Genomic DNA, 21,310 nt, shown 5'->3' with positions numbered 1-21,310 from the left:
ACGGTAAAATCAATAACAAAGAAATTCAATCATCACCTTTTAAAAGGTAACCATTTGTACTACACTGGCAGGTTATCGGGAATTTTGTGCAAATTTATAAACGCTTTATCTAATAGAAGAGTGAGATTGAATGTTATTGGAACAGATTGTGAAAGCTGGGGTAGTTGGCTGTGGCGGAGCGGGATTTCCCACAGCAGTAAAATATCAGCGACCAGCGGAATACTTCATTATCAATGCAGCAGAATGTGAGCCCTTATTAAAAACGGATCATTATATTATGAAACGCTACGCTAAAGAATGCGTCTCTGCCATCACAGCCGTGGGTCAGCAGCTTCAAGCCCAACATCTCATCATTGCCACAAAGGCTTATTACAGGGCAGAAATCGCAGCACTTCAAGAAGCCATTGATCACCAACAGGCTCCTGTGACAATTTTTGCCATGGATAATTTTTATCCAGCTGGAGATGAGCAAACAATGGTCTTTGAAGTTACCGGTCGAACCGTGCCTCCAAGTGGCATTCCCATGGATGTGGGTTGTGTTGTTTCAAATATTGCCACTATGTTGAACGTCTACCAAGCAATGAGTAATCAAGCAGTCACACATAAATTTCTGACTGTAACCGGTAGCGTGGCAAGACCTCAAGTCATCGAAGTGCCCATTGGAACTTCTTTTGCTGAATGTTTGACATTAGCCGGTGGCGCGACCCTTACTGATTGGATGTACATCAATGGCGGCCCGATGATGGGGAAAGTCGGCACCATGGACAACTTTGAAAAAGAAGTGGTTACAAAAACTACTTCAGGCATTATTATTACCGAAAAACGGGATTTTTTATATGAACTTCATGAGTCTGAAATGCCTAGTATCATTCAAAAAGCTCGCTCTTCTTGTATTCAATGTCGGCTTTGCACGGAACTTTGCCCTCGCTATCAAATCGGTCATCCAATCCACCCCCACCGTGTCATGCGTCATCTAGCTATTACGGAAGTGCCGGAGGATATCGATGATGATCCAATTTGGCAAGAAGCATTGCTTTGCTGTGCTTGTGGGATTTGCGAAGTAATCGCTTGTCCTATGGGTTTAATGCCGCGACAAGTAAATCTCTACGTGAAACAAAAGCTCGCTGAAAAAGGGATTCGCTATGACAAGATAGATTGCAAATTAATTCCCAGCAAATTGCGAGAATATCAAAAAGTTCCCCCTAAAAATATTATTTTAAAAGATGGCCTGCAACAGTATGCCACCTTAAAAGTAGCTGAATTTCAAAAGTATGAAAGCCGAGAAGTCAAAATTCCCCTTACCATGCATATCGGTGCTCCAGCTTTACCGGTAGTTGCCGTAGGAGATTTAGTCCAAGTGGGGGATTTAGTCCAAGTGGGGGATTTGATTGGAGCAATTCCCGACAATGCTTTAGGAGCGAATATTCATGCCAGCATTAACGGAACAGTCACAGCAGTAGGATCTAGTATTACCATTAAAGGAGGCGTCGCACAATGAAACCAATCGACTCCATCGGTTTTTTAGAGTTAAATAGTATCGCCAAAGGAATTGAAACAGTAGATTATATGTTGAAAGCGGCCAATACCAACCTATTGATGGCCAAAGCCAGTTGTCCCGGGAAATACTACATCATGCTTAGTGGAGATGTGGATTCCGTGGAGCGTTCCATCCAAGTCGGCTCTGAGCTGGGGGGACGTTACGTTGTGGGAGAATTGGTGATTCCTAGAGTCAGCCCAGCAGTGATTCGCGCAATCAATATGAGCGACATTCCCGAACAAGTTTTAGCCGTGGGAGTGTTGGAATATTATTCCGCGGTAGGTTCGATTATCGCAGCTGATTGCGCCATTAAAGCCGCTGATGTCCAGTTAATTTCAATCCAATTGGGAACCGGGATTGCCGGCAAATCTTTTGTAGTCTTAACCGGTGACGTGGACGCGGTGAAAACTGCTGTAGAAGCCGGTGCCCAGGCCGCGAAGGAAGAAGCTTTGATGATCAATAAAGTAGTCTTACCCAACCCTAGAAAAGAATTAGTGGAAAGTTTGATTCAGTAATGAGAGCAATGGGTAAGTATGCTTGCTTATAATGAACGACAAAAAGCCATTTTTCCAACGCCTCTGAATGAAGAATTGGAAAAATGGTTTTCTTTTACGTGCTTTTAATCCACTCGCTCTTGCCCAAAGGTAAAGATGGCGATACAGCCTAGCCCTGTATGACTGGCAATCGTCGGACCTAATGGGAAAATGCCGCTGTCGGTGATCTCGATTTTTTCTTTCAGCATGCCCATCACCTTCTCAGCCGCTTCTAAATCGCCAGAATAGGCCACGTAGACCGTTTGATTCTCAGTTGAGACTAAATGGTTCACTGTTTCTTCCACGACCTTCAGCAAGGCTTTATTGCGTCCTCGCACTTTACCTACATTTTGCAAGGTACCTTTCGCATCCACGTGAATAATCGGTTTGATATTTAGTAACCCACCCATGGCAGCTTCCGTGCGAGAAAGGCGTCCGCCACGGTATAAATGACTCAAATCATCTACTGTAACCCAAGATTGCAAGTTCAGTTTGTGATCATTAACCCATTGAACTACTTCTTCTTTACTAGCACCGGCAAGTTTGCGTTTGGCGGCTTCTAGGACGATAAAACCTTCTCCCATACTAGCGGCTAAAGTATCCACTACTTGAATATCGGCATTAGGATAGTCTTCTTTTAAGATGTCCACAGCTTGCAGGGCACTGTTATAAGAACCACTCATTCCGGAAGTAAAACATAAATAGACAACTGGTTCATTTTTTTCACAATAGGGTTTGAAAAACTCGATATAGCGGCCCACATTGATCTGTGAGGTAGTTGGCTGTTGTTTATCTTTCAAGCTTTGTAAAAATTGTTCGTAATCAAAGGTTTCACCTAAATCATCTAAAAATTCTTGACCGTTAATATTCACAATCATGGGAATAAAGGCAACGTCTTTTTCTTTTAATAGTTGATAGGGAACATCACAACATGAATCGGTCACGATTTGATACATCAAACAACCCCCTTAATAAATTTACTGTCCCTAGTGTACCATAAAGCACGGAATAACAGGTATTCTTAGGGGTTCACAAATATTTTGAGAGCCTCTTCAATGGCGAGTAAAACTTCCTCGTCAGCCTCTAGTGCTTTTTGTGCTGTCAAGCGTTCCTGCCACAGAGCTGGCTCTTTTTTCCCTAAACGACTAATGCTCCAAATCGCTGTCGCCCGAATCACTGGCCGGGGATCATTTTGAACTAATTCCCACAATAAAGGCAAACTTTTGTTATCTTTCATATTGGCCAAAGCGATGATGGCATTGCGTTGTAGCGGCTTTTTACCCCGCCACGAGCCGGCTAAATGACCAAACTGCTTTTGAAATTCTTTATTGGAAATCGTTAATAAAGGCCGTAATTTCGGATAGACCTCATCAGCTTTCGGCTCCATCTCTTCATGAAAATGAAAATCACGGCCTTGATTATAAGGACAGACCATTTGACAAATATCACAGCCGTAAATCACATTGCGAATTTTTTTGCGGTATTCTTCTGGCATGGTGCCTTTGGTTTGAGTTTGATAAGACAGACAGCGCTTCGCATTCATACTGCCATCTCCCAAAAGGGCCTTCGTGGGACAGGCCTTGATACAACGGGTACACTCGCCACAAGCAAAGACTCCCGGTTTATCCGGCTCAAAAACGAGATTGGTAACAATTTCGCCCAAATAAACAAATGAACCAAATTCTTCGGTGATCAAAAGCCCATTTCGTCCCACAAAGCCTAAGCCAGCTCGTTGGGCGACTGCCACATCCACAAACTCACCAGTATCCACTTGAGGGGCAAAGCGCCAGACTTCCCCTGCTGGTGGCTGTAAGCTCTCAATAAAAGTTACCAGCTGTTTCATCTTTTCTTGCAAAATATCATGATAATCGACACCCCACGAAGCGCGGGCAAACATACCGCGCTTCTCATCTTTGGGGATTTCTTCTCTAATTTGGGTCGGATAAGCTAAGGCAATGGCGATAATCGACTGAGGCTTTTCAAAGGTCAACTCTGGGTAAATGCGTTCGGGGATATTTTGATGTTCAAAACCAGAATTATGCCCCAGTGCTTTCTGACGTTCTAAAGGTTCCTGTAACTCATAAAAGGGTTCCGCTGTAGTAAAACCAATTTTATCAATCCCAATACGGCGGCTTTCCGCAATAATTTGAGCTTTTAAACTAGACATTGAGCCACTTCCTTTCCGGCTCATTCTATCAAGAATTGCCAAAATCCGCCACTGAAGACAGCAAAAGAGACTCCCGAAAAATTCGGGAGTCTCTCGTTATGACTTATTAAATTTGCGCCCAAACACTTTCCAAAATATTGGTTTGGTTGCGGTCTGGTCCTACAGAGAATGTAGAGATTCGCACACCGACTAATTCAGAAACCCGACGGACATAGTTCCGCGCATTTTCTGGTAAGTCGGCTAGCGTCTTGCAACCGGTGATATCTTCTGACCAGCCTGGCAGTTCTTCGTAGACTGGTTTGCAGCGGTTCAATTCCTTCAAGCTAGCAGGGTAATGGTAAATCAACTGGCCGTCTAATTCGTAAGCGGTACAGATTTTCACCGTTTCCAAGCCGCTTAAGACGTCAATGGAATTTAAAGACAAGTTGGTAATTCCGGAAACCCGTTTTGAGTGACGCATAACTACAGAGTCAAACCATCCCACCCGGCGTGGACGTCCCGTAGTTGTACCGTATTCGTGACCGACTTCCCGAATTTGATGACCGATTTCGTCATTTAATTCCGTTGGGAAAGGACCGTCTCCCACGCGAGAAGTATAGGCTTTGCAGACACCGACAACTTTATTAATCTTAGAAGGTCCCACTCCAGAGCCAATGGTAACTCCCCCAGCCACTGGGTTAGATGAAGTAACAAAAGGATAGGTCCCTTGGTCAATGTCTAACATCACACCTTGCGCGCCTTCAAACAAGACCCGTTTGCCCGCATCTAGTGCGTCATTTAAAATCACCGAAGTATCGGTAACATATTTGGCGATTTGTTGGCCGTATTCGTAGTATTCTTCAAAGATATCTTCAAAGGATAATGCTTCAGAATCAAACATCTTCACAAATTGACGATTTTTTTCTTCTAAGTTGATTTTCAAGCGTTCTTCAAAGATTTCTTTGTCCAAAAGATCCGCAATCCGAATGCCCACACGAGCTGCTTTGTCCATGTAAGCCGGGCCAATTCCTTTAATCGTAGTACCGATTTTATTGTCCCCTTTAGCATCTTCTTGCAATTGGTCCAATTTAATATGATAAGGCAAAATGACATGGGCCCGATCAGAAATTCGCAAATTATCGGTGCTCACTCCATGCTCTTTTAAATAAGCTAATTCTTGTACCAGTGATTTTGGATTGACTACTACGCCATTTCCGATCACACTGATTTTTTCTTTGTAAAAAATACCAGAAGGGATCAAATGCAATTTATACGTCACACCGTCAAATTTAATCGTGTGACCGGCATTGTCGCCACCTTGATACCGTGCGATGACTTCCGCATTCTCACTTAAAAAGTCTGTGATCTTGCCTTTTCCTTCATCGCCCCATTGTGTTCCAACAACTACTACAGAGGACATATCTCCACCTCATTCTTTTTATTAAATCCAGAACTATTGTAGCAGTTTAGCCAGTATTATTCAATGAATTATCGAATAATTGGATTTTAAATTCACAGTTTCACGGTAAAACACGAACATTATTTGTTTTGCGGAATTATTAAAAAAACTCGCCGATGGTCAGTCGGCGAGTAAGAGAGGAGAAAATGAAAAAGTGTTAGGGTTGTTTGTTGGTATGGGTATACTATACCCAGATTGTTTGAAGAAAATGTGACGAAAAAAACAAATATTGTTAACAAATAGAAAAAAGCAGCGACACCTTCAAATCGTCGCTGCAATCGATCACTTATTCATCTTCCCGATAAGATAGAGAAGAAAACTTATTGTATTCCTTAATGAACATCAATTCTACCGTGCCTCGAGCACCACTCCGGTTCTTTTCAATGATGACTTCAATGATATTTTCCCGGGAGCTGTCCACTGGTGCCTCATCAGGATCATCAGTATCTCGTTGGTAATAGTCGTCTCGATATAAGAAAGCTACGATATCCGCATCTTGTTCAATGGATCCAGATTCCCGAATGTCACTTAGGACAGGCCGTTTGTCTTGCCGCTGTTCTACTCCCCGGGAAAGCTGAGACAAAGCGATTACCGGCACTTTTAGTTCTTTGGCGATTTTTTTTAATTGGCGAGAAATTTCAGAAACTTCTTGTTGGCGATTTTCTCGGCCAGTTCCTTCAATCAACTGCAAGTAATCAATCATAATCAAGCCCAAATCTTTTTTCTCTTGAGCTAGCCGGCGACATTGCGCTCGAATTTCCGAAACCTTAATCCCGGGAGTATCGTTAATATAAATATCGGCCTTAGACAAGCTTCCCATGGCAATTACTAGATTACTCCATTCTTCATCGGTTAATTGACCGGTCTTTAAATGTCCCGCATCGATTAATCCTTCTGCACAAAGCATCCGTTTGACTAATGATTCTGCATCCATTTCCAAACTGAAAATGGCTACAGCTTGATCGGTTTTGGTGCCGATATTTTGGGCAATATTCAAGGCAAAGGCGGTTTTCCCCACTGCGGGACGAGCCGCTAAAATAATCAATTCCCCGGATTGTAACCCTGCTGTCATCTTATCTAAAGCCGGGTAACCCGTAGGAATGCCGGTGATGGTTTCATCGGTTTGAGCCAAGAGATCGATATTTTTAAACGTTGCTTGCAACACGTCTTCAATGGCTTGAAAACCACTGCTATTGCGGTTTTCCGCCACTTCCAAAATCTTGCGCTCAGCGTCTTCCACAATATTTGCCACGTCTTCATCTTGCTGAAAACCACTAGTAACAATATGATTGGCCGCTTGAATCAAACTGCGCAAAACTGACTTGTCATTGACAATTTTCGCATAAAAAGACAGGCTACCGGCATAAGGAGTCGCTTGGCTAAGTTCCACCAAATAACTGATGCCACCCACGTTTTCCAAAGCATTATTCCGCTCTAATTCTGCTTTTAACGTCACCACGTCAATGGCTTCTCCACGGTCAAATAAAGCCACCATCGCTGAAAAAATCAACTGATGCCGACGCTGATAAAAATCTTTTGCTTCTAAGACTTCCATCGCATTGTTGATCTCCTCGGGATCCAAGAACACAGAGCCTAGTACGGCTTGTTCTGCTTGAATATCCTGAGGGGGCATGCGATCTTGCCACATTTCATCCATGAACTTCCTCCTACTCGTTTCTCTATTCTACTTGAAATAGCAGACAAAAACAATTGAGACTGACCGCTGAAATCCGTAAGAATCGGTAAAGGGCCTTGCTGTTTTAACCAAGAAAAAGAGGACCTCAAGAAGAGGATCCTCAAAAAATTTTATCAATTACTCCGCTACCACATGAACATTTAAAACGGCGGTAACTTCACTGTGCAATTTGGCTGGAACCTTTGTATAACCCAGCGAGCGAATCGGATTGGGTAAATCCAATTTTCGTTTATCAATTTTTAATTTAAATTGCTTATTCAAGGCATCGGCAATTTGTTTTGAAGGAATCGAGCCAAACAAACGACCGTCTTCACCAGCTTTGGCTTTAATTTCTACTACTGTTTCTTCTTTTTCCAATTCTGCTTTCAGCGCCTTCGCTTCAGCAAGAATTTCTGCATCGTGTTTTGCTTGGGCTTTTTGTTGTCCCTCTAGTACTGAAATATTGCCTTTATTGGCTTCTTTTGCCAAGTTATTTTTTAAAAGGTAATTTTGCGCATAGCCTGTAGGAACTTCTTTAATTTGGCCTTTTTTTCCTTTGCCTTTTACGTCTTGTAAAAAAATCACTTTCATGATGTTTCCTCCTTTAAAACCTGCTGTATCTTATTATAAAGCATCTCTTGAACTTCGTGTAGTGTTTTATCCTTGATCTGAGTAGCCGCATTGGTAAAATGCCCACCGCCACCGAGCTCTTCCATAATCATTTGAACATTGACTTTCCCCGTACTCCGGGCGCTAATGGCTACCACTTCTTTACTGCGCCGGGTGATTACAAAGGAGGTTTCCACCCCATTCATAGATAACAAAGTATCAGCTGTTTTTGCCGTGGTCACATTGTCATAAAGGCGGTCTTCATCCCCTCTGACAATCACCATATCTGGAGTGATAAATTGACTTTTAGCTACTAGTTCACTGATTTCTAAGAAAGAAGTCAAATCAGAACTCAATAAATATTGAATCAAATCCGTATTGGCGCCATTGCGTTTTAAATAACTGGCAATGTCAAAAGTTCGCGGACTAGTCCGCACTACAAAATTCTTAGTATCCACAAAAATTCCCGCTAATAATAAGGTGGCGACAATCCGATCTAACTGTTTTGAACCACTTTCATATTGCAATAATTCCGCCACTAATTCCGATGCAGACGAAGCCGAAGATTCGATATAAGTTAATAAAGGTTTGGTAGGGAATTCTTCGCCTCGGCGATGATGATCAATAATCGCCACTTGCTCAAAACGATCATAAAGGGCTTGAGAGATGGACATGGAGGGTTTGTGATAGTCCACCATGACTAAAAGACTGTCTGGCTTGACCTTTTCCATAGCCTCCTCGATGGTAATCAATTTTCCTTCCATTTCCGGATGCTTATGAATCTCTTCAATACAGCGTTCCACATCGGGAATTAACTCTGCTTCATTGACCACCACATAACTTTGTTTCCCTTGAATATCCGCTAAACAAGAAACCCCAAAAGCAGAACCAATGGCATCCATATCCGGAAAACGATGGCCCATAATAAAAATTTCGTCTGACTGTTGGAATATCTTCTTTAAGGCCGTGTTCATCGCCCGAGAACGCACCCGGGTTCGTTTGGCCGTGCTAGTGGTAGTCCCCCCATAAAACTTCGGCTTGGCGTTTTCCAGCACATTTTTCAAAACCACTTGATCCCCTCCGCGAACAAGGGCGATATCTAGGTTATTTTGTGCGGTGTCACCGATTTTTTCTAAGGAATCGTCCCCGTAACAAATTCCCATGCTAATCGTCAAAGGGATATTTTGTTCAGCAGCAGCTTTACGCAAACGTTCTACAATGGAAAACTTGTCCACTTCCATCTTCATAATGTCTTCCAAACGAGCAGTAAAGAAGAAGCGCTCTGCATTCAGTCGCTTGTAATAAATCTGATATTCCTCACACCAGTCCGAGATAAACGTGGTAACAAAAGAATTCAAATAAGCAATTTCTTTGTCATCCATTTGATCAATGGCGTCATCGTAATTATCCACGGAAATAAAGCCAATCGCCACTTGCTGGACTTGTTGCCGGCGGATTGCTGTGTTTTCACTAGTGATATCCATTAAATACACAATCCGTTTATCAAAGTCAATTTGATAACGGAGGGTCTTATTCTGCCCCACCACTTGACCGCTAGTACTGTGTTTTTTAATGGCCGGTACCAGTTGTTCATGCCAGAGATTCGGTCCTACCTGTTCATGTAGATGCAGGGCTTGCTCATTCATCCAACTGATTGACAAGTTTTCATCGTACATATAAAGAGGAAAAGGCGCTTGTCGAGACAAGTATTCCGAATTTTTCTCTGCTAAATTAGCCGAACGAGTAATTCGTTCCACTTCCGTCATTTTAAATAACTTTTGTACTCTTCGATAAAGGAGATAAATTACCAGAGCACCTACCAAAAGTAAACCAACCATTAACCAACGCCAAGGAATCAATAAAACACAAAAGATCTGAATTACCGTAAGCAATACTAGAACTTTCGTGAATTGGTGCTTGTGCATCCTAACACTCCTCTCAAAAGCTATTCTCATTTTAAGCTGAGAGATAGCTGGAATCGTTTTTATAGGAATTTCTCAATGCAATTCACAAATACTGTTTCTATTTTAGCATAAGATGGGGATTTCAGCGATGAGTTACCCAATGATGAGAGTAGAGGACTACAAAAAATGTTTCACGTGAAACAAAAAACTCCTGACAATTTGTCAGGAGTTTTGAAATCACGACTTATTCTTCAGTTACGAAAGGTAGCAAGCCCATGATTCGTGCCCGTTTGATTGCAATCGTCAATTTACGTTGATTCTTGGAACCAGTACCAGTTACACGACGTGGCAAGATTTTTCCTCGTTCGCTGATGAAACGTTTTAACAACTCAGTATCTTTATAATCGATATATTCGATATGGTTTGCTGCAATATAGTCTACTTTACGACGTTTACGTCCGCCTCTACGTTGTTGTGCCATTTAAATTCCCTCCTATCAGTTTACCCATTATTAAAATGGTAGATCATCATCGGAAATGTCGATTGACGTGCCAGAATTGCTGAATGGATCAGCAGTATCACGGTCGAAATTCGGCATTCCATTGAATGGTTGAGAAGATTGATTTTGATTGTCAAAGGAGTTGCTACCAGAAGGCTGTCCACTATTGCCACCAAAGTTACTTTGGTTACTACCATAGTTGCTTCCACCAGTTTGTTGGCGTTTTTCAGAAGCAGACCGAGATTCCAATAATTGGAAGTTGTCTGCTACCACTTCAGTAACATAAACTCGTTGACCTTGCTGATTTTCATAATTCCGTGTTTGGATGCGTCCCGTAACTCCTAGTAACGTGCCTTTGTGGGCATAGTTCGCTAGTGTTTCTGCAGATTTTCGCCAAATCACACAGTTAATAAAATCAGCTTCCCGATCCCCTGTTTGGTTGGTAAAATTACGGTTTACAGCCAAGGTAAACGTGGCCACAGCTGTTCCATTACCGGTATAACGCAAATCGGGATCTTTGGTCAAACGACCGACTAATACGACATTGTTAATCAAAAGAATTCACTCCTCTCCACATTTTCGAATGTTTCACGTGAAACAATCAGTTGTTTAAGCTTCTTCTTTTACAATCATGTGACGCAAGATATCGCCATTGATTTTAGCCAAACGGTCAAATTCATTGATCGCTGCGCCTGTTGATGGAGAAGTAACTTTAACGATGTGGTAGATACCTTCACGGAATCCGTTCATTTCATACGCTAAGCGGCGTTTTTCCCAATCTTTTGATTCAACAACTTCAGCGCCGTTGTCTTTCAAGATTGTATCGAAACGTTCGATCAAAGCAGATTTTGCTTCTTCATCAATGTTTGGACGAATGATGTACATGATTTCATACTTCGTGTTTTCCATTGATTTTCACCTCCCTATGGTCTTTGGCCCTCGGTTTTCCCAAGAGCAGAGAGAGCATCTAATAAAATTCTTATAAGAGTACTCACAAAGTAAAATTATACAGGAATACTACGTAAAAAGCAAGTCTTTTCTGATGAAATAACTTCTTCTCCATAAGCAAATACGTCCATTTGTTTAAAAACTCACTGCTATTTAAAAATTTCTCGAAAAAACCGATTTATAGTTTGGCATAGCTACAGTTTCCGGCTCTTAGGCCGCGGCGAATTGGGCGGACTGAGCCGATGAAGTCAATTCCCAGCGATAGCTCATTATTATCTTTTGAATTACGGTAGGGGGGTATTTTTAATGCAGTAGCTCATACCATAATGCTACCTAATCTAGGCATACACTATATAGTAAAAGGGACTGGTGAAGTGATCTGACTCTTTGCATAATTGTATGGTTAAGCCGATATCTCATTTTCTAACGTAATCTACTTTTAAAACGAGTTTCTAGCACTACATCTTGAAGTAGGGCGGCAATCGCCTATTTAAAGAGTTATCCACAGTGGATAAGTATTTAAGCATAACTTTCCTTTTCGATTTCCTCGTTATTCCCAGTGGATAACTCTGTTTTCTCATCAAAGACAGTGGGGAGAAAACAGACATCTAAGTTTTGCAGGATACAAAAGAACCACCACCTTTAAAAGGCAGTGGTTCATAAGTTAACTCTTTCTTTTACTCTTCACTAGATGTATCTGTTGCCTCAGTAGTTTCTGTTTCATCAACTTCTTCAGCATCTTCTGGCTCAATTACAGCCATGGTTACTACTTTGGCCTCATCTTCCATTCTCATTAAACGCACTCCGAGAGTTGCCCGGCCGGTTTGAGAAACACCGTCTACGTTAAAGCGGATGATGACTCCTTTATCGGTAATAACCATAATGTCTTCATCCCCATTAACGGTGGTTAAACCAGCTAATGGACCATTTTTCGCTGTAATATTAGCGGTCTTAATCCCTTTACCACCACGGCCTTTAATTGGGTATTCTGTGCCGGCTGTGCGTTTGCCATAACCGTTTTCGGTGATAACTAAGACTTCTTTGTCATCGGTAAGAGTGGCAACACCCACTACATAGTCATCTTCTCGCAGACGAATTCCTCGCACACCAGCAGCAGTTCGGCCCATATCGCGCACGGCTTCTTCTTTAAAGGTTACCGAATAGCCGGTATGAGTACCGATAATAATGGTGGAGTCTCCAGCAGTTTCTAGCACGCTGACCAATTCATCCCCGTCTTTTAAGCCAATGGCGATTAAACCATTGCTGCGGATATTGGCGAAAGCTTCCACAGAAGTCCGCTTCACCACACCTAAACGAGTCGTAAAGAAGAGGTAACGTCCAGATTCTGGGCCACCGTTTACGGCAATGATGGTTTGAATGTTTTCAGTCGAGTCGATTCCTAAGAGGTTAATCACTGGAATCCCCTTGGCAGCACGACCGTATTCTGGAATTTCATAACCTTTTGCTTTGTAAACTTTCCCCATATTGGTAAAGAAGAGGAGAGTGTCATGGGTAGAACAAGAGACTAAAGTCTTCACGAAGTCTTCATCGTGAACCCCCATACCTTGGACCCCACGACCACCACGGCGTTGGGCTCTAAACTCACTGTTAGAAACCCGTTTGATATAGCCGTTATTGGTCAATGTAATAACCACTTCGTCTTCTTCAATCAAGTCTTCATCTTCTAAACTTAAGACTTCGCCTACTAATAATTCCGTGCGACGATCGTCCCCAAAGCGAGCGGCGATGTCTTTTAATTCCGTTAAGATGATTTCTAGCACTCGTTCTGGACGAGCCAAAATATCAATTAAATCTTGAATTAATTTCAATAAATCTTGGTATTCTGCTTCGATTTTGCCTCGTTCCAAACCGGTTAAACGGCGCAAACGCATATCCAAAATTGCTTGGGCTTGGCGATCGGAGAGCTTGAAGCGTTCCATCATGGTGGTTTTCGCTTCATCATCCGTATTGGAGCCCCGGATAATGGCGATAATTTCATCAATATGATCTAAAGCAATCCGTAAGCCTTCTAAAATATGAGCCCGAGCTTCGGCTTTTTCCTTGTCAAAACGCGTCCGTCGAGTCACGACTTCTTGTTGGTGTTCAATGTAATTGGCCAAGATTTCTTTTAAGCTTAAAATCTTTGGCACACCTTTTTCAATGGCCAACATATTGAAACCAAAGGAAGATTGCAAGGCCGTCATCTTGTACAAATTGTTTAAGATGACTGAAGCACTCACATCCCGACGCACGTCAATGACAATCCGCATACCTTCTCGGGAAGATTCATCCCGTAAATCGGTAATTCCTTCAATCCGCTTGTCCCGGTGCAATTCGGAAATCCGTTCGATTAATTTGGCTTTATTGACCATGTATGGCAATTCCGTAACCAAAATCCGTTCTTTTCCATTAGGCATTTCCGTGATTTCCACTTTAGCCCGCACGGTAATGGAGCCTTTTCCGGTTTCATAAGCTCGGCGAATGCCCGATTTGCCCATGACCAAACCACCCGTTGGAAAATCTGGGCCCGGTAAGACTTCCATCAATTCATTAGTCGTCACATCCGGTTTTTCCATCATCAATTCAATAGCTGCGGTAACTTCCCGCAAATTGTGAGGAGGAATATTGGTAGCCATCCCCACGGCAATCCCGGTAGTTCCGTTGACTAATAAGTTAGGGAAGCGAGCAGGCAAGACTTCTGGTTCTCGTTCGGTATCGTCATAGTTGCTGACGAAATCCACGGTATTTTTATTAATATCCCGTAGCATTTCCAAAGCCAGTTTACTCATACGAGCTTCCGTGTACCGCATAGCCGCGGCACCGTCACCATCCACGGAACCAAAGTTACCGTGGCCATCTACTAGCATGTAACGATAACTAAAAGGCTGTGCCATACGCACCATAGATTCGTATATGGCGCTGTCGCCGTGGGGGTGATATTTACCCATAACATCCCCAACAATCCGGGCTGACTTCTTATGGGGCTTATCTGGGGTAACCCCTAGTTCACTCATGCCGTATAAAATCCGACGATGCACTGGTTTCAAGCCATCTCTCACATCTGGCAAAGCCCGAGCGACGATAACGCTCATGGCATAGTCGATAAAGGAGGTCTTCATTTCACTGGTAAGGTTGACCTCTTGAATGTTCTCTTTTTGATCTTCCACCGTTTCTCCTCCTAAATATCCAAATTCTTCACGTAATGGGCATTTTCTTCAATGAATGCTCGCCGCGGTTCTACACGATCTCCCATAAGCATCTCAAAGATTTGATCCGCTTCGGCTGCATCATCTACGGAAACTTGGAGCATTAAACGATTTTCTGGGTCCATCGTGGTTTCCCATAGTTGATGGTCATCCATTTCCCCAAGACCTTTGTATCGTTGAACTGTAGCCTTAGGGGTAGCAGGAAGGGCATTGATGGTAGCTTGTAGCCGTTCTTCTGCATCTTTTCCTGGTTGCACATAGGTAATGTTTTTCCCTTGTTTCACCCCGTACAATGGCGGCTGAGCGATGTAAACATAACCTGCTTCCACAATGGGACGCATATGGCGATAGAACAACGTCAAAAGTAAAGTCCGAATATGAGCGCCATCCACATCCGCATCGGTCATGATAACCAATTTGTGGTAACGAGCTTTGGAGACATCGAAATCCCCGCCAAATCCGGTCCCCATAGCAGTAAATAGGGAACGAATTTCTTCGTTGGCTAAGATTTTATCCATGCTGGCTTTTTCTACATTTAAGATTTTCCCCCGGATTGGCAAAATCGCTTGAAATTCCCGATTGCGCCCTTGTTTAGCAGAACCGCCGGCAGAATCTCCTTCCACGATGAATAATTCGCATTTTTCCGGATCATTGGAAGAACAGTCTGCCAATTTTCCGGGCAAGTTGCTGATTTCCAAGGTTCCTTTACGGCGAGTCATTTCTCGAGCCCGTTTGGCAGCCATGCGGGCTTTTGAAGCTACAATCCCTTTTTCAATGATTTGCCGGCCTACATTAGGTGTTTCCATCAAGAACTTCATGAAATGCTCAGAGAACAAGCGATCCACAACTGTCCGCACTTCAGAATTACCTAGTTTGGTCTTCGTTTGACCTTCAAACTGAGGATCTGGATGCTTAATGGAAATCACTGCTGTCAATCCTTCCCGTACATCTTCTCCGGAAAGATTTTCATCATTGTCTTTCATCAGCTTTTGTTTTCGGGCATAATCATTAATCACCCGAGTCAATGCGGTTTTAAAGCCAGATTCATGGGTTCCGCCTTCATAAGTATGGATGTTGTTGGCAAAACTCAAAATATTGGTGTGGTAGCTGTTGGTGTATTGCATGGAGACTTCCACAGCAATGTCTTGTTGCTCATCTTCTAAATAAATTGGTTCTGGATAAAGGACAGCTTTCCCTTTATTCAAGTGTTCCACATAGCTCTTGATGCCACCTTCAAAGTGGTATTCTCGCAAGACTGGTTCTTCTGGGCGCAAATCTTCAATGGAAATCCGCAACCCGCGATTTAAGAAGGCCAATTCCCGCACGCGAGTAGCCAATTTTTCAAAGTTGAAGATTACAGTTTCCGTGAAAATTTCTGGATCGGGAACAAAGTGAACTGCAGTTCCGTGTTCTTTTGTTTCTCCAATGACTTTCAAATCATCTACTACGGCTCCCCGACGAAATTCTTGGAAATAAATCTTGCCTTCTTTAAAGACTTTTACATCTAAGCTCGTGGAGAGGGCATTAACAACTGACGCGCCCACCCCGTGGAGACCACCAGAGACTTTGTATCCGCCACCGCCGAATTTCCCGCCGGCGTGAAGTACAGTAAAGACGGTTTCTACAGCAGGACGACCGGTTTTGGCTTGAATCCCCACAGGAATTCCCCGACCGTTATCTTTTACGGTGATACTGTCATCTTTTTCCACGATAACTTCAATTTTGCTAGCAAAACCAGCTAAGGCTTCATCAATAGAATTGTCTACAATTTCCCAAACTAAGTGGTGTAACCCTTCGCCACTAGTAGAACCAATATACATCCCCGGGCGCTTTCTAACAGCTTCCAAACCTTCCAAAACTTGAATTTGGCTGGCGTCATAGGACTTGGCCCGTTCTTGTAAGTTATTTTCCTCTTCTGACATTCATGTTGCTCCTTTCACTACTTCCCACAAGGTGATTGCCACCTCTATGTAAATCCTTGGTTAAGGCTCTTTTTGTAAAGCACCTTGGTTCACGTAATAAATCTCCGGGGTTACCGTCATTTTATTTTTTACATGTTCCAAAGTGGTGGTGGTTAAGAAGGTCTGTACTTTGCCTTCAATGGTCTCTAGCAAATGCAGCTGGCGAGAATCATCCAATTCGCTCATCACATCGTCTAATAAGAGAATCGGGTATTCTCCCGTTTCTTCTTTCATCAGATCAATTTCAGCCAGCTTGACGCTTAATGCAGTGGTGCGCTGTTGTCCTTGGGAGCCATAAGTCTGTACATCCCGACCATTAATGGCAAAAGACAAATCATCGCGATGGGGACCCACTTGAGTACTCAAACGAAACTGCTCTTTTTCTCGCACTTTACTCAAGGCTTCCGAAAACTTTTCGGCAATGACTTCTAGCGTAGCATCCTCTTCAAAATCCACGGAAGAGTTGTAGGCTAGTGTCAATGTTTCTTTGCCTTGGCTAATCTTTTGATGTAAATTGTTAGCCCAATGCTCTAGCCGTTTCACAAACCCCTTGCGAGCTAAGAGCACTTTGCTGCCAAATTCAATCAGCTGCTCATCTAATACCCCAAGGTAAAGCGCGTCACTTTTTTTGGTAGCACTTTGCTTTAAATACTGATTTCGCTGCTTTAAAATTCGCTGGTATTGGACGAGATTGTACAAATAAATCGGATCAATTTGACCAATTTCCATATCCAAAAACTTCCGCCGTACTTGTGGAGAGCCTTTCACCAACGAAAGGTCTTCCGGGGCAAACAAAATCACATTCATCTGACCCACATAACTGGAAAGTTTTTGTTGTTCAATATGATTCACCTTGGTTTTACGACCTTTTTTCGTCAACGTGATCTCTAAAGGTAAGACTCCGCTATGTTTTTCCAAAGTTCCCGCAAGATAGCTCTCTTTTTGATCCCAAGCAATCAACTCTTGCTCATTACTAGTACGATGGCTGCGGGTCATTGCTAACACATAGATGCTTTCCAATAGATTGGTCTTACCTTGGGCATTTTCTCCGAGAAAAATCGTGATATTTCCCTCAAAATCCAAATTTAGCTCTTGATAATTGCGGAAATTGCGCAGTTGCAACTTATTCAGGCGCATCGTCTGGTTCCTTATCCATAAAAAAAGTCCCCGCCTCTGGTATTTCCACCATCATGCCAGGGTACAGCTTGCGGCCACGACGGTCATCTGGCTCACCATCGATCAAAACAGTATTTTCGGCTAAATACCACTTAGCAGCCCCACCACTGGAGATCACATTGACCTCTTTTAGGACTTGCCCCAGGGTCATATACTCAGAACCTTGCCGCAAATAGATCTTTTCTTTCATTTTCAGCCCTCATTTCACCCGTAAACAGATAGTATTATTATACCTTTTATTTAAGGATAATACAAATTTATCTTGTTCTTTTTCCCTCTCAGCAGAGTTAGCTATTTTCGATAAAAGATAAGCCAAAAAGAAAAAACCCCTCAAAAACGATTTTAGAGGGGTTTTTTAAGGAATTACATTTTATGAAAGTGTGACAGTTGTTTTTCAACATTTCATGAAAAACAAGATAAATCATAACAGTTACTCAGTCAAAAAGGCGTAAGAGCCCTTTTGACTGAGAACTGAGCTATTGCTTTTAATTCGTGCGCACTGGCGTAATTAATTGAATAAAGTCTCCTTGACCTTCTGTTGGTTCCAAGGTGAACGGCCGCACTGGAGAAATAAATTTCACCGTGATACTCATATCACCAAAAGCCCGCAAAGCAGCTTTCATATAATCTGGATTAAAGGAGATTTCCAAAGGATCGCCACTGACTTTTTCATAGTTTAAAGCTTCTTCCACTTTCCCGACTTCCGGTGAATTCCCATACAAGATGACATTTTCATCAGAAATCGACAGGCGTACGATATTGTTTCGGCCTTCATGGGACAAAAGAGAAGCCCGTTCAATAGCAGCTAAGAAAGCTGGCACGTTGAATTCAATTTCGGTATTGAAAGAATTGGGAATTAACCGATTGGTATCAGGGTAGTTTCCTTCCAATAAGCGGGAGTAGAACAACATATTCTTGGTTTTAAAGAGTACTTGGTTTTCCATAATGCTAATTTCCACATCTTCTTCTTTATCAGAAAGAGAGCGGGAAAGTTCCACTAAGCTCTTACCGGGAATTACGATATTGAATTCCCCAGCTTGTTCCATTGGTAAAATGCGTTGACTTAAACGATGAGAGTCTGTGGCCACGGCTAATAATTTTTGTTTTTCCAAGACAAAGTGAACCCCAGTTAAAATGGGGCGGCTTTCATGTTGGGAAACAGCAAAGACGGTTTCACCGATTAATTGATTCAATAATTCTACAGAAATGGTCATTTCATTGGTATGTTCAACAATCGGCAAGTGTGGATAATTATCCGCATCTAAGCCATTTACAATAAAGTTCGCTTTTCCTGACGTAATGGAAACTTGATTATTCTCCATCACTTCTAAGGTAAAGGTATCTTCTGGTAACTTACGGACGATTTCTGAAAAGAAGCGGGCTTGTAAAACAATGGCTCCAGTAGATTCGATTTGCATTTGGGCTTTTTCATTCTCTTTGTCCAAAATGGTTTCAATGGAAATGTCTGCATTGCTACCAGTCATCACAAGTCCAGCTTCTTTTAACTCAATTTTGACCCCAGTTAAAATGGGGATGGTCGTTTTGCTTGAGATGGCCCGTTGGACAGTAGCTAGTTCTTGAATAAAGATTGAACGGTTCAAGGTTACTTTCATGTTGGGGAAACACTCCTTTTTATTCTTAATGATTTAAGGGAAATAAGTACTAGAGGTCGTAGGCTCTGTGAGAACAGTGGATAAGTCGAAAAGAGCCTTGTAACATCAAGGTTATCCACTGTGGATAATTTGTGGATAAAAATAAGAATTTCCTTTTATTTATCCACACTTAGTTGAAGAGCAAATTTTTAATCTCATTAACTTCGTTTTGAATAATGGCATCTTTTTCCAGCAGTTGCTGAATTTTTTCATGGGCGTGAATAACCGTAGTGTGGTCTTTACCGCCAAAATCTGCGCCGATTTTCGGTAAGGAATTGTCCGTTAACTCCCGGGACAGATACATGGCAATTTGCCGAGGCACCACGATGTTTTTCACTCGTTTTTTACCTTTTAAATCCTTCAAAGAAATATGGTAATACTTCGCTACTTCTTCTTGGATTTGCAAAATGGAAAGTTGGGTGGCACCACCATTGCTCTTTAACGCTTTTAAAGATTCGGCAGCAAGGCTGGTGGTAATATCCGCGTTATTCATAGTAGCAAAGGCTTGTACCCGAACTAAAGCACCTTCTAATTCCCGGATATTGGAATCAATTTGGCCAGCGATATAGCTTAAAGTATCGTCAGGAATTTCCAAACGTTCGGCTTCAGCTTTTTTGCGCAAAATGGCAATTCGGGTTTCTAAATCTGGAGGTGTAATGTCCACGGATAAGCCCCAGGCAAAGCGAGAAACCAGACGTTCTGGTAAAGTCGGGATTTCACTAGGCAGACGATCACTCGTTAACACAATCTGCTTGTTGTTTTTGTAGAGTTCTTCAAAGGTGTAGAAGAATTCATTTTGAGTTTCCACTTTGTTTTCCAAAAACTGGATATCGTCTACTAATAATAAGTCCACACTGCGGTATTCTTTTCGAAACTCATCCATTTTATTGTTTTGAATAGAGGAAATAAAGTCATTGGTAAAGTTTTCGCTGCTGACATATTTGATTTTGGCTAAGGGATTGTTTTGTAATAATTGATGACCAATGGCGTGCATCAAGTGAGTTTTCCCTAAACCAACGCCTCCATAAAAGAAGAGGGGATTATAAATCGATCCCGGTTCTTCAGCCACGACTAAAGCGGCCGCATGGGCCATCTGGTTTCCTTTCCCAATCACAAAAGTATCAAAGGTGTACTTTTGATTTAAGACTGAGTTATTCGGATCAGGTTTAGGTGCTGGGGGTGTCGCTTTTTTGGGTGGGACTTCTTGTCCTTCAAATTCATCAGGCACTACAAATTCCGGGATAATCTCTTGGTCGAAAAGACGAAAACTATTTTCGACAAACTTTCCGGCAATGTGTTTGTTCCAGTAATGAATATGGTAAGGAGTGGGAACTTCGATTAATAAGTGATCATTTTCTAAAGAAATTGGTTTACTAGGCTTGACCCAGGTTTCATAGCTTAATTCACTTAGCACATTTTTTAAACTATCTAGCATCAAAGGCCAGATGGTTTCAATAGATTGCATAGCTGTCCTCCTCGCAGGCAAATAGACTTAGGATAAAACGAGGAAAGGGGGTTTTTACCAACAAAAACCCACAAGCCACCCATGATGATTTGCCTGTGACAATCAAAATAAGAGGCTCGAGTTCCATAACCTTTTTTTAAATGTACCCCTAATTTATCACGTTCGCCAAAAGTTTTCCACAGATTACGTTAAAAAAAGCAGAGCAAATTAATGAGAGATAAAAATATCCACAACTGGGGATAATCTAAAAAGAAAGAAATCACAGGGTGAAAAAAAGTTATCCACTGCTTGTTAAAAAGTGTGGAAAAAAATGAATAATAAAAAAATTATCCACAGCTATAGGTGAAAAAGACAGGCCGTTTTAACAAGGTTTTATGTGCTTTTCCACAATGAAAAAGCGACTTGTGGAAAAGTTTTTCAACCTGTGGGTATTTGGGGAAAAGCGGGAAAAAAGTTGTGAAGAAAAAAATTAGCACAAAAAGATATCCACAAGCGTTCACAACGAAAAATTTGTATTGGGGATAACTTTTTTTCTAGGAG

Annotated in this window: 17 protein-coding genes; 2 read left to right on the top strand and 15 right to left on the bottom strand. The window is 42.1% G+C overall.

The window, feature by feature from the left end; genetic code table 11:
* Positions 1 to 130: 130 nt before the first annotated feature.
* Together AB5754_RS01570 and AB5754_RS01565 are read left to right on the top strand one after the other, a co-directional pair.
* The gene (locus AB5754_RS01570) at positions 131 to 1,498 is read left to right on the top strand and encodes a 4Fe-4S dicluster domain-containing protein (RefSeq protein ID WP_368250441.1); all 1,368 of its coding nucleotides are present in this window, start codon (positions 131 to 133) and stop codon (positions 1,496 to 1,498) included.
* A complete protein-coding gene (locus tag AB5754_RS01565; RefSeq protein ID WP_368250440.1) occupies positions 1,495 to 2,052 on the top strand; it encodes a BMC domain-containing protein in 558 nt (185 codons plus the stop codon). The genes AB5754_RS01570 and AB5754_RS01565 overlap by 4 nt, the downstream gene beginning before the upstream one ends.
* Positions 2,053 to 2,156: 104 nt before the next feature.
* Here AB5754_RS01565 and AB5754_RS01560 read toward each other — a convergent pair whose 3' ends face one another.
* The 15 genes from AB5754_RS01560 to dnaA form a co-directional block, all read right to left on the bottom strand.
* The gene (locus AB5754_RS01560; protein WP_368250439.1) at positions 2,157 to 3,026 is read right to left on the bottom strand and encodes a DegV family protein; all 870 of its coding nucleotides are present in this window, start codon (positions 3,024 to 3,026) and stop codon (positions 2,157 to 2,159) included.
* 65 nt (positions 3,027 to 3,091) lie between these two features.
* A complete protein-coding gene (gene queG / locus AB5754_RS01555) occupies positions 3,092 to 4,237 on the bottom strand; it encodes a tRNA epoxyqueuosine(34) reductase QueG (protein ID WP_368250438.1) in 1,146 nt (381 codons plus the stop codon).
* Between the two features lie 106 nt (positions 4,238 to 4,343).
* Positions 4,344 to 5,636: an adenylosuccinate synthase gene (locus tag AB5754_RS01550; RefSeq protein WP_311834622.1), complete on the bottom strand. Its 1,293-nt coding sequence runs from the start codon at positions 5,634 to 5,636 to the stop codon at positions 4,344 to 4,346.
* Between the two features lie 325 nt (positions 5,637 to 5,961).
* Positions 5,962 to 7,332, bottom strand: coding sequence for a replicative DNA helicase (gene dnaB, locus AB5754_RS01545; protein ID WP_311834621.1), 1,371 nt, complete (start codon positions 7,330 to 7,332; stop codon positions 5,962 to 5,964).
* A 156-nt stretch (positions 7,333 to 7,488) separates the two neighbouring features.
* Positions 7,489 to 7,941 (bottom strand): 50S ribosomal protein L9, encoded by a 453-nt coding sequence (gene rplI / locus AB5754_RS01540; protein WP_311834620.1) that lies wholly within the window; start codon positions 7,939 to 7,941, stop codon positions 7,489 to 7,491.
* Positions 7,938 to 9,884, bottom strand: coding sequence for a DHH family phosphoesterase (locus AB5754_RS01535; protein ID WP_368250437.1), 1,947 nt, complete (start codon positions 9,882 to 9,884; stop codon positions 7,938 to 7,940). The genes rplI and AB5754_RS01535 overlap by 4 nt, the downstream gene beginning before the upstream one ends.
* Before the next feature lie 223 nt (positions 9,885 to 10,107).
* Positions 10,108 to 10,344 carry a 30S ribosomal protein S18 gene (gene rpsR, locus AB5754_RS01530; protein ID WP_311834618.1) on the bottom strand — a complete coding sequence of 79 codons (237 nt, stop codon included), beginning with the start codon at positions 10,342 to 10,344 and terminating at the stop codon, positions 10,108 to 10,110.
* A gap of 30 nt (positions 10,345 to 10,374) precedes the next feature.
* Positions 10,375 to 10,917, bottom strand: a complete 543-nt coding sequence (gene ssb / locus AB5754_RS01525; protein WP_311834617.1) for a single-stranded DNA-binding protein — start codon at positions 10,915 to 10,917, stop codon at positions 10,375 to 10,377.
* A gap of 54 nt (positions 10,918 to 10,971) precedes the next feature.
* On the bottom strand, positions 10,972 to 11,271 hold the full coding sequence (gene rpsF / locus AB5754_RS01520; RefSeq protein WP_311834616.1) for a 30S ribosomal protein S6: 300 nt from the start codon (positions 11,269 to 11,271) through the stop codon (positions 10,972 to 10,974).
* Between the two features lie 716 nt (positions 11,272 to 11,987).
* The gene (gyrA, locus tag AB5754_RS01515; protein WP_368250436.1) at positions 11,988 to 14,477 is read right to left on the bottom strand and encodes a DNA gyrase subunit A; all 2,490 of its coding nucleotides are present in this window, start codon (positions 14,475 to 14,477) and stop codon (positions 11,988 to 11,990) included.
* Between the two features lie 11 nt (positions 14,478 to 14,488).
* Complete coding sequence (gene gyrB, locus AB5754_RS01510) at positions 14,489 to 16,438, bottom strand: DNA topoisomerase (ATP-hydrolyzing) subunit B (RefSeq protein WP_311834614.1); 1,950 nt, start codon at positions 16,436 to 16,438, stop codon at positions 14,489 to 14,491.
* A 60-nt stretch (positions 16,439 to 16,498) separates the two neighbouring features.
* Complete coding sequence (gene recF, locus AB5754_RS01505) at positions 16,499 to 17,614, bottom strand: DNA replication/repair protein RecF (protein ID WP_368250435.1); 1,116 nt, start codon at positions 17,612 to 17,614, stop codon at positions 16,499 to 16,501.
* On the bottom strand, positions 17,601 to 17,843 hold the full coding sequence (gene yaaA / locus AB5754_RS01500; RefSeq protein ID WP_368250434.1) for a S4 domain-containing protein YaaA: 243 nt from the start codon (positions 17,841 to 17,843) through the stop codon (positions 17,601 to 17,603). The genes recF and yaaA overlap by 14 nt, the downstream gene beginning before the upstream one ends.
* Before the next feature lie 295 nt (positions 17,844 to 18,138).
* Entirely contained in the window at positions 18,139 to 19,266 is a 1,128-nt protein-coding gene (gene dnaN, locus AB5754_RS01495) for a DNA polymerase III subunit beta (protein ID WP_311834611.1), read from the bottom strand.
* 169 nt (positions 19,267 to 19,435) lie between these two features.
* The gene (gene dnaA, locus AB5754_RS01490) at positions 19,436 to 20,770 is read right to left on the bottom strand and encodes a chromosomal replication initiator protein DnaA (RefSeq protein ID WP_368250433.1); all 1,335 of its coding nucleotides are present in this window, start codon (positions 20,768 to 20,770) and stop codon (positions 19,436 to 19,438) included.
* Between the last annotated feature and the right edge of the window lie 540 nt (positions 20,771 to 21,310).

The organism is Enterococcus sp. 2201sp1_2201st1_C11_2201SCRN_220225 (genome assembly GCF_040925905.1).
GTDB classification, from domain to species: domain Bacteria; phylum Bacillota; class Bacilli; order Lactobacillales; family Enterococcaceae; genus Enterococcus_C; species Enterococcus_C asini_A.
This window is presented reverse-complemented; position numbering and strand designations above follow the sequence as displayed.

Bases quoted from the DNA above. Each gene is read 5' to 3' on its own strand.
- AB5754_RS01535 (WP_368250437.1), bottom strand. From the start codon at position 9,884: ATGCACAAGCACCAATTCACGAAAGTTCTAGTATTGCTTACGGTAATT.
- rpsR (WP_311834618.1), bottom strand. From the start codon at position 10,344: ATGGCACAACAACGTAGAGGCGGACGTAAACGTCGTAAAGTAGACTAT.
- dnaB (WP_311834621.1), bottom strand. From the start codon at position 7,332: ATGGATGAAATGTGGCAAGATCGCATGCCCCCTCAGGATATTCAAGCA.
- rplI (WP_311834620.1), bottom strand. From the start codon at position 7,941: ATGAAAGTGATTTTTTTACAAGACGTAAAAGGCAAAGGAAAAAAAGGC.
- AB5754_RS01570 (WP_368250441.1), top strand. From the start codon at position 131: ATGTTATTGGAACAGATTGTGAAAGCTGGGGTAGTTGGCTGTGGCGGA.
- AB5754_RS01550 (WP_311834622.1), bottom strand. From the start codon at position 5,636: ATGTCCTCTGTAGTAGTTGTTGGAACACAATGGGGCGATGAAGGAAAA.
- AB5754_RS01565 (WP_368250440.1), top strand. From the start codon at position 1,495: ATGAAACCAATCGACTCCATCGGTTTTTTAGAGTTAAATAGTATCGCC.
- dnaN (WP_311834611.1), bottom strand. From the start codon at position 19,266: ATGAAAGTAACCTTGAACCGTTCAATCTTTATTCAAGAACTAGCTACT.
- dnaA (WP_368250433.1), bottom strand. From the start codon at position 20,770: ATGCAATCTATTGAAACCATCTGGCCTTTGATGCTAGATAGTTTAAAA.
- yaaA (WP_368250434.1), bottom strand. From the start codon at position 17,843: ATGAAAGAAAAGATCTATTTGCGGCAAGGTTCTGAGTATATGACCCTG.
- recF (WP_368250435.1), bottom strand. From the start codon at position 17,614: ATGCGCCTGAATAAGTTGCAACTGCGCAATTTCCGCAATTATCAAGAG.
- queG (WP_368250438.1), bottom strand. From the start codon at position 4,237: ATGTCTAGTTTAAAAGCTCAAATTATTGCGGAAAGCCGCCGTATTGGG.
- AB5754_RS01560 (WP_368250439.1), bottom strand. From the start codon at position 3,026: ATGTATCAAATCGTGACCGATTCATGTTGTGATGTTCCCTATCAACTA.
- rpsF (WP_311834616.1), bottom strand. From the start codon at position 11,271: ATGGAAAACACGAAGTATGAAATCATGTACATCATTCGTCCAAACATT.
- gyrB (WP_311834614.1), bottom strand. From the start codon at position 16,438: ATGTCAGAAGAGGAAAATAACTTACAAGAACGGGCCAAGTCCTATGAC.